General features: G+C 68.4%; 11 protein-coding genes. 7 read left to right on the top strand and 4 right to left on the bottom strand.

The window, feature by feature from the left end; translation table 11 throughout:
* Window positions 1-24: 24 nt before the first annotated feature.
* Genes O3139_RS08135 through lpxK form a run of 4 tightly spaced genes read left to right on the top strand, consistent with a single transcriptional unit; the run spans window position 25 to window position 4,823 of the window.
* Window positions 25-1,851 (top strand): ABC transporter ATP-binding protein, encoded by a 1,827-nt coding sequence (locus O3139_RS08135; RefSeq protein ID WP_269513435.1) that lies wholly within the window; start codon window positions 25-27, stop codon window positions 1,849-1,851.
* A 1-nt stretch (window position 1,852) separates the two neighbouring features.
* Window positions 1,853-2,539, top strand: coding sequence for a lysophospholipid acyltransferase family protein (locus tag O3139_RS08130; RefSeq protein ID WP_269513434.1), 687 nt, complete (start codon window positions 1,853-1,855; stop codon window positions 2,537-2,539).
* On the top strand, window positions 2,536-3,819 hold the full coding sequence (locus O3139_RS08125) for a 3-deoxy-D-manno-octulosonic acid transferase (protein WP_269513433.1): 1,284 nt from the start codon (window positions 2,536-2,538) through the stop codon (window positions 3,817-3,819). Before O3139_RS08130 ends, O3139_RS08125 begins: the two co-directional genes overlap by 4 nt.
* Entirely contained in the window at window positions 3,816-4,823 is a 1,008-nt protein-coding gene (gene lpxK, locus O3139_RS08120; protein WP_269513432.1) for a tetraacyldisaccharide 4'-kinase, read from the top strand. The genes O3139_RS08125 and lpxK overlap by 4 nt, the downstream gene beginning before the upstream one ends.
* On the opposite strand, the gene O3139_RS08115 is transcribed toward lpxK, so the two are convergent.
* A complete protein-coding gene (locus O3139_RS08115; protein WP_269513431.1) occupies window positions 4,808-6,124 on the bottom strand; it encodes a metal-dependent hydrolase family protein in 1,317 nt (438 codons plus the stop codon). The two genes, lpxK and O3139_RS08115, sit on opposite strands and share 16 nt — an antisense overlap.
* A gap of 169 nt (window positions 6,125-6,293) precedes the next feature.
* Between O3139_RS08115 and O3139_RS08110 the strand changes: the two genes are divergently transcribed.
* Window positions 6,294-6,926, top strand: coding sequence for a murein L,D-transpeptidase catalytic domain-containing protein (locus tag O3139_RS08110; RefSeq protein WP_269513430.1), 633 nt, complete (start codon window positions 6,294-6,296; stop codon window positions 6,924-6,926).
* A 3-nt stretch (window positions 6,927-6,929) separates the two neighbouring features.
* On the opposite strand, the gene purD is transcribed toward O3139_RS08110, so the two are convergent.
* Both purD and O3139_RS08100 read right to left on the bottom strand, forming a co-directional pair.
* Window positions 6,930-8,207, bottom strand: coding sequence for a phosphoribosylamine--glycine ligase (purD, locus tag O3139_RS08105; protein WP_269513429.1), 1,278 nt, complete (start codon window positions 8,205-8,207; stop codon window positions 6,930-6,932).
* Between the two features lie 48 nt (window positions 8,208-8,255).
* Window positions 8,256-8,411 carry a hypothetical protein gene (locus O3139_RS08100; protein ID WP_269513428.1) on the bottom strand — a complete coding sequence of 52 codons (156 nt, stop codon included), beginning with the start codon at window positions 8,409-8,411 and terminating at the stop codon, window positions 8,256-8,258.
* Between the two features lie 64 nt (window positions 8,412-8,475).
* Between O3139_RS08100 and xseA the strand changes: the two genes are divergently transcribed.
* A complete protein-coding gene (xseA, locus tag O3139_RS08095; protein WP_269513427.1) occupies window positions 8,476-10,065 on the top strand; it encodes an exodeoxyribonuclease VII large subunit in 1,590 nt (529 codons plus the stop codon).
* Window positions 10,066-10,080: 15 nt separating this feature from the next.
* Here xseA and gatB read toward each other — a convergent pair whose 3' ends face one another.
* A complete protein-coding gene (gatB, locus tag O3139_RS08090) occupies window positions 10,081-11,583 on the bottom strand; it encodes an Asp-tRNA(Asn)/Glu-tRNA(Gln) amidotransferase subunit GatB (protein WP_269513426.1) in 1,503 nt (500 codons plus the stop codon).
* A 104-nt stretch (window positions 11,584-11,687) separates the two neighbouring features.
* On the opposite strand from gatB, the gene O3139_RS08085 reads away from it, so the two are divergent.
* The gene (locus tag O3139_RS08085) at window positions 11,688-12,020 is read left to right on the top strand and encodes a hypothetical protein (RefSeq protein WP_269513424.1); all 333 of its coding nucleotides are present in this window, start codon (window positions 11,688-11,690) and stop codon (window positions 12,018-12,020) included.
* The last annotated feature ends 36 nt before the right edge of the window (window positions 12,021-12,056 follow it).

Below are 12,056 nucleotides of genomic sequence, written 5' to 3'. Positions count from 1 at the left end.
CCCCGGCCGTCCGACCTCGGGCCGATGAGTTCGCCCGTATCCGATGAGAAGGCCCCTCTGCGCCCTTTGCTGGCGCGGATCTGGCGCGACTATCTCTCGCATCACAAGGTGGCGCTGTTCACCTCGATCCTGTGCGCCGTCGCGGCGGGCGGCCTGAATGCTCTGACGCTGAAGCTGCTGGAGCCGGCCATCAACGGGCTGTTCGTCGATCCGGATGCGCCCATCAGGCTGTGGGGCCTGTTTCCCGTTCCGCCCGGCCAGACCCTGATCTGGATCCCCGCCGCGATCGTCGCGGTTGCCTTCCTCTGGACGCTCGCTTCGCTGGGCCAGGCCGCCCTGGTGAACCGGCTGGGTCACGGCATCGTCGGCGATATCCAGGTCCGGCTATTCGGGGCCATGATCCGCGCCGACCTGGCCCGCCTGCGCAGCCAGCATACCGGCAGTTTCGTGTCGTCCGTCCTGTTCGACGCCAATCTGGTTCGCGAGGCCTTCACCTCGGGCGTCGTCAACTACACCCAGAACGCGGTGACATTGCTGGCCGTGATCGTCGGCATGGCCTTCATCGACTGGCAGCTGACCCTGGTCGTGTTGCTGGGCGTCCCCTTGATCAGCTTCGTGCTGCGACGGTTCTCCAAACGCACGCGCAAGGCCACGGTCGGTGCGATGAAGGAGACCGAAAGCCTCTCGACCGCCCTGATGGAAAACCTCGACGGGGTTCGTCTGATCAAGCTGGAGAACCGCGAAGCCGCCGAACAGGCCCGCGTCGGTGACGTCGTTGCCCGCCGCCAGAAGCACGTCATCAAGAGCGCCGACAGCCGCGCCTTCGCCGGGCCTTTCAGCAACCTTGTGGCCATGATCATCGTCGCCACCGTCATGGTCTATGCCGGCTGGAAGTCGCGCGACGGCGAGATGAGCGTCGGGGCCTTCGCCGCCTTCATCGGCCTGCTGATGCTGGCGGGCCAGTCCTTGCGTCAGGTGGTGAACCTGCAGACCGTGATGATCGAGGGCCTGACCGCTGCGCGTCGCCTGTTCGCCTCGCTGGATATCGAGCCGGAGATCCGTCAGGCCGCATCGCCCGTCCTTCTGCCCGAAGGCGCGGCCACCATCGTGTTCGACCAGGTCTCCTTCGCCTATTCGGCCGCGGCCCCCACGATCTCGGATGTGGCCCTGACGGTCGCGCCGGGCGAGACGGTCGCCCTGGTAGGCCCATCCGGTGGCGGCAAGTCGACCCTGCTCAGCCTCCTTCCGCGTTTCTACGACGTCACCGGCGGGTCAATTACCGTCAACGGGGTCGATCTGCGCGACCTCAGCCTGACGGACCTGCGCGCCCGCATCGCCCTGGTGACCCAGGAGCCATTCCTGTTCGACGACACGATCGCCGCCAACATCGCCTACGCCCGACCCGGCGCGACGGCCGAGCAGATCGCCGAGGCCGCCCGATCCGCGGCCGCCCATGACTTCATCACCGCCCTGCCGGAAGGCTACCAGACCCGTGCCGGCGAGGCCGGTATGCGCCTGTCGGGCGGCCAGCGTCAGCGAATCGCCATCGCCCGCGCCTTCCTCAAGGACTCACCCATCCTGCTGCTCGACGAAGCCACCTCGGCCCTCGACACCGAAAGCGAGGCCCTGGTCCAGGCGGCTCTGGAGCGGCTGATGACCGGCCGCTCGACCCTGATGATCGCCCACCGCCTGTCCACCGTGCAGCGGGCCGACCGCATTCTGGTGCTCGAGGCCGGCCGCATCGTCGAGAGCGGCACCCATGCTGCGCTTGTCAGGAAAGGCGGTCTCTACAGCCGCCTGGCGCGTCAACAGTCGCTGGACGGCACGCCCGCCGTCGCTACGGTCGCGTGACGTGCGGCCCCTTCGCAATCCGATCATCCAGATCATCCTGTCGTCCGTCCTGGCCGCCTGGATGCGATTCTGTTTCGCCACGATCCGCTGGTCATACGAGGGCCGCGAGCACGCCGAGGGCGTCTGGGCCGCAGGCGGCGGCGTGCTCTGCACCTTCTGGCATTCGCGCATCGGCCTTTCGCCGTCCTGCTGGCCGCTCGACAAGGCACAGCCTGCCAAGGCCCTGATTTCCCTCAGCCCTGACGGCCAGTTCATTGCCAGGGCCGTGGCGCTGCAGGGGTTTCCCGCCGTGCGCGGTTCATCTGCCAACAAGGACAAGGCCGATGCGGCGAAGGGCGGATCCCAGGCCCTTCGCGACGGACTGAAACAGCTCAGGATCGGGGCGCTCGCCGTCACGCCCGACGGCCCGCGCGGCCCGGTGCGGGTGATGGCCGAGGGCCTGCCCCTTATGGCCAGGATGTCGGGCGCGCCGGTCCTCTTCATCGGCATGAGCTGCAATCCGGCCGTCCGCCTGAACAGCTGGGACCGCGCCCTTCTGCCCCTGCCCTTCGGCCGGGGTGCCATCGTCTATGACATCGCCCGTTTCCCCCCTGGAGCGGCCCTCTCCGACGTGACCGGCCCGTGGACAGCGCGCCTGACGGCGGTGGAGGCCCGCGCCGATGCGATGACGGGGCTGGAGCGGCTGTGACCCTGCCGCTCGCCGCCTATCGCCTGCTGACACGCCTGCTGGAGCCCCTGGCGCCGCGCCTGCTCGACGCCCGCGTCAAGCAGGGCAAGGAGGACGCCGTCCGGGTCGACGAACGCCTCGGCGTCTCCCGCCTCGCCCGGCCCGAAGGCGATCTGGTCTGGCTGCATGGCGTCAGCGTGGGCGAAACCCTGTCCCTGCTGCCCCTGGTCGATCGGTTCGTGGAGAGCCGCCCGGAGCTGACGGTGCTCGTCACGTCCGGCACGGTGACCTCCGCCGACCTGCTGGCACGGCGTCTGCCGCCCGGCGTCATCCACCAGTTCGCCCCCGTCGATGGTCCCGATGCCGTCGCCGCCTTTCTCGACCACTGGAGACCCTCCCTGGGCGTCTTCGTCGAGAGCGAACTGTGGCCCAACCTGATCCTCGGCGCAGGCGCGCGGAGGATTCCGCTGGCGCTCGTCAGCGCGCGGATCACCGAAAAGACCGCCCAAGGCTGGGGCCGCATCCCCGGGTCGGCGCGAGAACTGCTGAAGGCCTTTGCCCTGGTCATGCCCCAGGACGAGACCTCGGCAGATCGCCTGAAAACCCTGGGTGCGCGCATCGACGGTCAGGTGAACCTGAAACTCTCCGGCGGGCCGCTCCCGCACGATGCGGCTGCCTTCAACGCCCTCAGCGCCGCCATCGGGGATCGGCCGGTGATCGTCGCCGCCTCGACCCATGAGGGAGAGGAAATCGCCATCGTCCGGGCCCTCGATCGCCTCGCCGAACGCCTGTGCCTCATCATCGTCCCGCGCCACCCCGCACGCGGGCCCGAGATCGCCGCCACCCTCACACGCGACGGCTACTGCTTCGCCCTGCGGTCGCGGGGTGCCGTACCGAATGGCGAGACCGACCTCTATGTCGCCGACACCCTGGGCGAACTCGGCCTGTTCCTGCGTCTGGCCGATGTGGTCGTCATGGGCGGCTCATTCGGCCCGGTCCTCGGTCGCGAGCCCTGGGGCGGACACAATCCGCTGGAGCCCGCCCGGCTGGGCAAGCCCGCCGTCACCGGCCCCGACGCCTCGAACTGGCAGGCCGTGACCGCGGATCTGACCGCGGCCGGCGGCCTGACTGTGGTCGCCACACCGGGCGATCTGCCGGGCATGGTGTTGCCTCTGCTGGGCGACCCCAACGCGGCACGCGCCATGGGAGACCGGGGCCGCCGCGCCGCTGCGGAGGCGGGAGCCGGTCTGGACCGGCTGTGGGAGGCCCTGCAGCCCCTGCTCCCCCCGGTGCGCCAATGAAACTGTCCACGCCGCGCTGGTGGTATGAACGGCACGGCCGCCATGGCCGCGTCGCCCGCATCCTGCTTAAACCCGTCTCCTGGATCTGGACCGCCGCCACCGCACGCCGGATCGCCCGTGCCACCCCCGTGGACGTCGGCATCCCCGTCATCTCCATCGGCAATCTGACCGTCGGCGGATCGGGCAAGACCCCGGTCGCGCGCGAGGTCCTTCGCCTGCTCCGCAGCGCAGGTATCGAGGCCCAGGCCCTGTCTCGGGGTTATGGCGGCCGTCTGGACGGCCCGGTCCGGGTCGATCCCGTCGTTCACACCGCAGCCGACGTCGGCGACGAACCGCTGATGCTTTCGGCCGGGGCACCGGTCTGGATTGCCCGCGACCGCGTCGCCGGCGCACGGGCCGCCGTGTCGGAGGGGGCTCGGGCGCTGGTCCTCGACGACGCTCACCAGAACCCGTCCCTGCACAAGACGCTCAGCCTGATCGTCGTGGACGGCGAAACGCGCGAGGGCGAATGGCCCTTCGGCGACGGGTCGGTGTTTCCTTCGGGACCCATGCGGGAACCTATGGCGGCCGGTCTGGCCCGGGCCGACGCCGTCGTCGTTCTGCTGCCGGCCGACGCCCCGCCGGCCGATCCCGAACTGCTGGCGACCTTCGGTACCCTGCCGACCTTCATCGCTCGTCTGGAACCCGCCCAGGCCCCGCCGTCCGGTCCGCTGGTCGGGTTTGCGGGGATCGCCAAGCCGTGGAAGGTCGAGCGCGCCCTGAAGGCGGCGCGGGCCGACCTGTCCGACTTCGTGCCCTTCCCGGACCACGCCGCCTACCGGCCCGGGGACCTCGCCTTCCTCGCGGATCGCGCCGCCGTGTTCGACGCCGGTCTGATCACAACCGAGAAGGACTGGGTCCGCCTGCCGCCCGACTGGCGGACCCGCGTCACCTCATGGCCGGTCGCCGCCCGGTTCGAGGACGAGGCGGGACTCAGGACCCTGCTGGCTCACTCCTCGCGATAGACGACGCCACCCTTCATCACGAAGGCCATGTGCTCCAGCGTGGTGACGTCGGTCAGCGGATCGCCCTCGACCGCCACGATGTCGGCCGGCATCCCGACCGCGATCCGACCCGCCTCGCCCGAAATCTGCAGGTGGGCCGCCGCGACATTGGTCGCCGCCTGGATCGCTTCCAGCGGCGACAGACCCGCCCGCACCAGCAGCGCGAACTCCTGGGCATTGTCGCCATGCGCCGAAACCCCGGTATCGGTTCCGAACGCGATCATGACCCCGCCATCATGCGCCCGTCGGGCCATGTCGACCATCTTCGGCCCGACCTCCAGCGCCTTGGCGGTCTGGGCCGGGGTGAAGAAATTGTCCGGCCCCGAGGCGACCCGTGCCACGAAGTCGCCTGCCAACAGCGTCGGCACCAGATAGGCGTGATGCGATCGGAACAGCCGGATCGATTCATCGTCGAGATAGGTGCCGTGTTCGATCGAATCCCCGCCGGCCTCGAGGAAGGCGTTGATGCCATCGACCCCGTGGGCGTGAGCGGTCACCTGACGACCCATCCGGTGCGCCACCTCGACGATGGCGGCCAGTTCGGCATCGGTGAACTGCTGGGCCAGACCGGCAGCGGTATTGGACAGCACGCCCCCGGTTGCGGTGATCTTGATGATGTCGGCCCCGGCCCGGACCTGCAGCCGCACCGCCCGCATGCAGTCATCGGCACCGGAACAGACGCTCTCGGGCGACAGCAGGTGCATGACGGCGTCGGTATAGCCGTTCACATCTCCATGCCCGCCATGGATGGATACGGCTGAACCCGCCGCGATCACGCGCGGGCCCACCACGTCCCCTCGCCGGATTCCGTCGCGCAGCGCGAAAACGGCATCGTTGTTGCCGCCCAGATCGGCCACGGTGGTGAACCCGGCCATCAGCGTGCGCCGAGCAAACCCTGCCCCGATAATCGCGCTGTCTGCGGAATCGCGCGTCACGGCATCCAGACGCCCCGACGGGCTCTGCTGCGACGTCAGGTGCACATGGCTGTCGATCAGGCCGGGCAGCACGAACGAGTCGCGCAGGTCGACCACATGACCCTCGCCGACGAAGCCGTCGCGGATTTCGGTGACCCGATTGCCGACGATCACGAGAGTTTTATCGCGCAGCACAATGCCGCTCTCGGGGTCCGCCAGCAGCCGCCCAGCCTGAACGAACGTGGTTTCGCCCGCCGCGGGCAAAGCCTGTGAGGCGGGGCTCTGCTGCGCCTGCGAAGACCCTGCGACGGCCATGACGGCCATCGCGGCCACGAGTGCGAACTTCATCGATCTCTTCCCTCTTGTGTGGTCTCGACCATACCCGGGTCGGGGAAAGAGCCAAGGTCGCGCTTGAATGCGGGACCAGATTTGTGAAACAAGTCGTGACTTCGGACAACCGCTACGAGGGCGTCGCATGCGGCTATCGAGACGAGGTATGATTCTGGGCGGGTCGGCGATGCTTGCCGGTTGCGCTTCAGCACCGGCCGCCGTCACGCCGATCGTCCTGGCCCAGGCTCCGGCACCCCGTCCCCTGGCCCCGATCCCGCAGATCACCCCGCCGCCGCTCGACCCCCAGCGCCTGGTTCGACCCGCCCTGATGGCCAGGGCCATGGCCGCCCTGGACGTCCATCATCCGCGCATTCCGCTGCGCGACCGGATGTACCTGGTCGATTTCCAGAAATTCTCCGGCGAGGAACGCCTCTATGAGGTCGACCTGATCGCGGGTCGCGTCACCGCCTTCCGCACCTGCCACGGCCGCGGCTCCGACCCGGACCATTCCGGCTATGCCCGAACCTTCTCCAACGAGCCCGAGAGCTACATGTCCTCGGTCGGAGCCTTCGCCACCGCCGGCGCTGGCTGGGGATCGCAGCAGGGACCCAACGTCCTGCTGGACGGCCTCGAATACACTAACAACCTGGCCCGCGACCGCGCCATCATCGTCCATGGCGCGGACTATGCGGACCCCGAATTCCTGGCCCGCGAGGGCAAGCTGGGCCGCAGCTACGGCTGCTTCTCCACCGCCCACACCGACCTGCCGATGCTGCGCGAGCGGATGGGCGAGGGCCGGCTGCTGTACGCCGCCGCCTGACGCCTAGTTGCGCTCCAGCGCCCGCCAGCCGATGTCGGTCCGGTTGAAGCCGCCCGGCCAGTCGATCATCCGGACCGCCTGATAGGCCCGCTCGCGCGCCTCGACGATGTCCTCGCCCTCGGCGCAGATGTTCAGCACCCGCCCACCTACGGCAATCAGCCTGCCGTCCGCGTCGCGCTGCGTCCCGGCATGAAAAACCTGCACATGCGGGCCGAAATCCTGCTCGGCTCCCCGGATGATCGAGCCCTCGATCGGACTGTCGGGATAGCCCCTGGCCGCCATCACTACGCAGATCACGGTTCCGGGCGTGAACGCCGGGTCCGGAAGCCGCGACACATCCCCCAGCGCGCACGCCAGCAGATAGGGCACGATGTCCCCAGCCATCCGCATCATCAGGACCTGGCATTCAGGGTCGCCGAAGCGGGCGTTGAACTCCACCACCCGGGGCCCCTCGTCCGTGGACATCAGCCCGGCATAGAGCACCCCGCGATAAGGCGTCCCCTCCTGCGCCATGGCCTTCAGCGTCGGCTGAACGATCCGCTGGTTCGCCGTCGTCACCAGCGCCTCGTCGAACACCGGCGCGGGCGAATAGGCCCCCATGCCCCCCGTATTCGGCCCCAGATCGCCATCGAAGGCCCGCTTGTGGTCCTGGGCTCCGCCGAACAGGACCGCGCGCTGGCCGTCGCACAAGGCGAACAGCGAGCCTTCCTCCCCCGCCATGAACTCCTCGATCACGACGCGCGCGCCGGCGGCGCCAAAGCGTCCGCCCAGCATCCGCTCGATCTCGGCCTCGCCGTCGTGCTGATCCGGGCTGATCGCAACACCCTTGCCCGCCGCCAGGCCGTCGGCCTTGATCACATAGGGCGGTTTGAACACCTTCAGCGCGGCCTTGGCGTCCTTGACCCGGTCATAGACGCCGTAGTGGGCCGTCGGGATATCGTGCCGCGCCATGAAGGCCTTGGAAAAGGCCTTGGACGTCTCGAGCTGCGCCGCCCGGGCCGTCGGCCCGAAACAGGGTATGCCCGCCGCGTTCAGCCGGTCGGCCAGCCCGGCCTCCAGCGCCACCTCGGGTCCCACGACCACCAGCCCGACCTTGAGCTCGCGCGCCAGCCGCGTCAGCCCCTCGGCGTCGCCGGCCTTGTAGTCCGACAGACAGGTCGCGACCCTGGCCATGCCGGGATTGCCGGGCGCGCAGTAAAGCGTGTCGACCAGTGGCGACTGGCTGATTTTCCAGGCCAGGGCGTGCTCACGCCCCCCCGATCCGACGAGCAGGATATCCATGCCCGCGCAATGGCCGCGCCGCGCCGGGCGGTCAAGGGCAGTGGGTCGTCAGAGGATCGCGGACGCCACATAGACGACCGCGCCCAGCAGCACGATCGCCATCAGGATCAGCCAGATCGACACCGACGGATTGCCGCTGCGCCGGGCCAGATCGCGCTCGCGCGGGTCGTCGGTCTCGCGGGGAGGCATGCGTTCATCGCTCATGACAGAGACGTATAATCCCAATGCGATGGTTTGCGCACACGCCAACGCGCCATAGACTGCCCCCATGACCGACGACTACGTCTTCGCCGGGCCCGCCGAGGCCACGCCTGCCCCCGCGCGGGACAACAATCCCCCCCTGTCGATCTCGGAGCTGTCGTTCGCCCTGAAGCGCACGCTCGAGGACCGGTTCGGCCACGTCCGGCTGCGGGGCGAGATCTCCAAGGTCAACCGCCATGCCTCGGGTCATATCTATCTGACGCTGAAGGACGACAAGTCCGCCATCGACGGCGTCGTCTGGAAGGGCTCCACCCGCGGCCTGGGCGTCCAGCCGGAAACCGGGCTGGAGGTCATCGTCACCGGCAAGATCACCTCCTATCCCGCCCGGTCCAGCTACCAGATCGTGATCGAATCCATGGAGGCGGCCGGGGCGGGTGCCCTGCTGGCCCAGTTGGAGCGACTGAAGGTCAAGCTCAGTGGCGAGGGCCTGTTCGAGACCGGTCGCAAGCGACCCATTCCACTATACCCCCGCACCATCGGCGTCATCACCAGCCCCACCGGGGCGGTCATTCGCGACATCCTGCACCGTATCGCCGAGCGGTGGCCCTGCCATGTGATCGTCTGGCCGGTGGTGGTCCAGGGCGACGCCGCCAGCGGACAGGTCGGGGCCGCCATCCGGGGCTTCGACGCCATGCGCCCGGACGGGCCGATCCCCCGCCCGGACCTGCTGATCGTCGCCCGGGGTGGCGGCTCGGTCGAGGACCTGTGGTGCTTCAACGACGAAGGTCTGGCCCGCACGGTGGCGGCCGCGACCATCCCGATCATCTCCGCCGTGGGCCACGAGACCGACACCACCCTGATCGACTTCGTCTCCGACCGTCGCGCCCCCACGCCGACCGGCGCGGCCGAGATCGCAACCCCGGTCGTGGCCGACCTGCGGGCCGCCGTCACCGACCTGGAGCGCCGCCTCGACCGCGCGGGCGCTCGCCTGCTGGAGGATCGCCGCGTCCGCCTGCGCGCCGTCGCCCGGGGCCTGCCCGCCCGGCCGGAGGACCTGGTCGCTGTGGCCCAGCAGCGCCTCGACTATGCCGCCAGCCGGCTCGAATCGGGCCTCGGACGCAATGTCGAGCTGCACCATCGTCGGCTGGCCGGCGTCGAGGGCCGCTTCTCGTCCCGCCTGCTGGACCGCGCCGTCGAACAGCGCTCAGCGCGGCTGGATGGGCTGGTAAGCCGCCTCCTGGCGGGCCTGGGCTCCAATGCGGCAAGGCATGAGCGCCGCCTGCTGCAGGTCGGCGGCCGTCTGACGCCGACCCCTCTCCAGCATCGCCTCGAACAACGCACGACCCGGCTGACGACCGCGACCGCCCGCCTTGATCGCCTTCCGCACCAGACAATCGAGCGCGCCTCCGACCGCCTCGCCGCCCTCGCCCGCGCCCTGGCGAGTCTCGATCCCCGTCGTCCCAAGCCCGGCTTTGCCCGGATCGACGACGAGACCGGCCAGATGATCGCCTCCGCCGCAGCCCTCGTGCCGGGTCAGGCCGTCACCCTGAACTTCGCCGACGGATCGCGTGCGGCGACCATCGATGGCGCTGCGGCCGCTCCCCGATCGTCGATCAAGCCTCGCCCGGGCTCCATCGATCAGGGCAGCCTGTTCTGATCGACGAGAAGCCGTCTACAAACCCAATCTGGCCTTCAGGATGTCGTTCACACTGGCCGGGTTGGCCTTGCCGCCGGTGGCCTTCATGACCTGACCGACGAACCAGCCGATGGCCTGGGGCTTGTCGGCGACCGCAGCGGCCTTGTCCGGGTTGGCGGCGATGATTTCGTCGACGGCCTTTTCGATCGCGCCGGTGTCATTGACCTGAACCAGGCCTCTCGCCTCGACCACCTGACGGGGCGAGCCCTCGCCGGACCAGACATGGTCGAACACCTCCTTGGCGATTTTGGAGGAGATGACCCCCTCCTCGATCAAGGCTACCAGCTCGCCGACATGGGCGGCAGGCAGGGGGCTCTGCGAGAAATCCTTGCCGTCCGCCGCCAGCCGCGCCGACAGCTCGTTGGTCACCCAGTTCGCCACCAGCTTGGCGTCCCGACCCTTGGCGGCCTCCTCGAAATAGTCCGCCTTGGCCTGCTCGGAGATCAGAACCACGGCGTCGTATTGAGACAGCCCATAGTCCGCCATCAGCCGCCGACGCTTGTCGTCCGGGAGCTCAGGCAGGTTCGCGCGGATCTCGTCGATCCAGGCCTGTTCCAGTTCAAGCGGCAACAGATCAGGATCGGGAAAGTACCGGTAATCATTCGCTTCTTCCTTCGATCGCATCGACCGTGTCTCGCCGGCGGTCGGATCGTAAAGCCGGGTCTCCTGAACGATCTTGCCACCGTCTTCCAGGATTTCGATCTGACGCCGGGCCTCATAGTTGATGGCCTGGGAAATGAACCGGAACGAGTTCACATTCTTGATCTCGCAGCGCGTGCCGAGGTGGCTGAAGTCGCCGGTTTCCTTGAATTTCTCATAGTTTCCAGCGCGGCAAACGGACACGTTCACATCGGCCCGCAGGTTGCCCTTCTCCATGTCACCGTCGCAGGTCCCCAGATAGATCAGGATGGTCCGGATCTTCTTGACGTAGGCGACGGCCTCCTCCGGCGACCGGATGTCCGGGCGCGAGACGATCTCCATCAGGGCCGTGCCCGCCCGGTTCAGATCGACATAGCTCTCCGTCGGCGACAGATCGTGGATCAGCTTTCCGGCGTCCTGCTCCAGATGCAGCCGCTCGATGCCGACGTTGAAGAACGACCCGTCCTCGGCCTCCACCTCGACGACGCCTTCGCCGACGATCGGGAAATACAGCTGGCTGATCTGATAGCCCTGCGGCAGATCGGGATAGAAATAGTTCTTGCGGTCGAACTGGCTGCGTTTGTTGATCACGGCCTTCAGGCCCAGCCCGGTCTTCACCGCCTGTTCGACGCAGTGGCCGTTGAGGGTCGGCAGCATGCCGGGAAAGCCCGCGTCTATCAGCGACACCTGCTCGTTCGGCCCAGCGCCGAAGCCGACGGCCGCGCCGGAGAACAGCTTGGCCTTCGACGCCACCTGGGCGTGGATCTCCAGCCCCATGACGATTTCCCAAAGGCCGGTGCGGCCCTGGATCAGGTTTGTCTTGTCGATCGTGTCGGTCATCCGTCCTGATTAGCGCCACGGTGACGGATGCGAAAGTTCCTGTCTTGAGTGCGTCACGATTTCCGGGTCATTCTTCGTCCGATCTCCAACCAGGACCCTCTCAGATGCTGAAAGCCATCCTTGCCACCGCCGCGCTCGTCGCCGCTGCCACCACCGCCTCGGCCCAGACCGCGCCGGCCGCACCGCAGGCCGACCACGCCGCGCACGCGGACCACGCTGCCCTCCCGACCATCCACTCCTCGATCAAGGACCTGCTGGCGAATCCGGCCACAGCTGAGGTGCTTGAAAAGCACCTGCCCGGCGTGTCCCAGCATCCCGCCCTGCCCCAGTTTCAGGACATGACGCTCGAACAGGTCGCGCCCCTGTCCGGCGGTGCCGTTACCCAGGCGATCATCGACGCCATCGACGCCGATCTGAAAGCCCTGCCCGCGACCTGATCAGATCGCGCACGGGACAGTGCGGGGGAGCCGCAG

Origin of the sequence: Brevundimonas subvibrioides, from assembly GCF_027271155.1 — a bacterium.
GTDB lineage: Bacteria > Pseudomonadota > Alphaproteobacteria > Caulobacterales > Caulobacteraceae > Brevundimonas > Brevundimonas subvibrioides_D.
Note: the sequence above shows the minus strand (reverse complement) of the source record. Positions and strands in the feature narration are given on the sequence as shown.

What these genes read in the sequence shown, in the direction of transcription:
- O3139_RS08135 (WP_269513435.1), top strand. Translation starts at nt 25, where the DNA reads ATGAGTTCGCCCGTATCCGATGAGAAGGCCCCTCTGCGCCCTTTGCTG.
- lpxK (WP_269513432.1), top strand. Translation starts at nt 3,816, where the DNA reads ATGAAACTGTCCACGCCGCGCTGGTGGTATGAACGGCACGGCCGCCAT.
- O3139_RS08115 (WP_269513431.1), bottom strand. Translation starts at nt 6,124, where the DNA reads ATGAAGTTCGCACTCGTGGCCGCGATGGCCGTCATGGCCGTCGCAGGG.
- O3139_RS08110 (WP_269513430.1), top strand. Translation starts at nt 6,294, where the DNA reads ATGCTTGCCGGTTGCGCTTCAGCACCGGCCGCCGTCACGCCGATCGTC.
- purD (WP_269513429.1), bottom strand. Translation starts at nt 8,207, where the DNA reads ATGGATATCCTGCTCGTCGGATCGGGGGGGCGTGAGCACGCCCTGGCC.
- O3139_RS08100 (WP_269513428.1), bottom strand. Translation starts at nt 8,411, where the DNA reads ATGAGCGATGAACGCATGCCTCCCCGCGAGACCGACGACCCGCGCGAG.
- xseA (WP_269513427.1), top strand. Translation starts at nt 8,476, where the DNA reads ATGACCGACGACTACGTCTTCGCCGGGCCCGCCGAGGCCACGCCTGCC.
- gatB (WP_269513426.1), bottom strand. Translation starts at nt 11,583, where the DNA reads ATGACCGACACGATCGACAAGACAAACCTGATCCAGGGCCGCACCGGC.
- O3139_RS08085 (WP_269513424.1), top strand. Translation starts at nt 11,688, where the DNA reads ATGCTGAAAGCCATCCTTGCCACCGCCGCGCTCGTCGCCGCTGCCACC.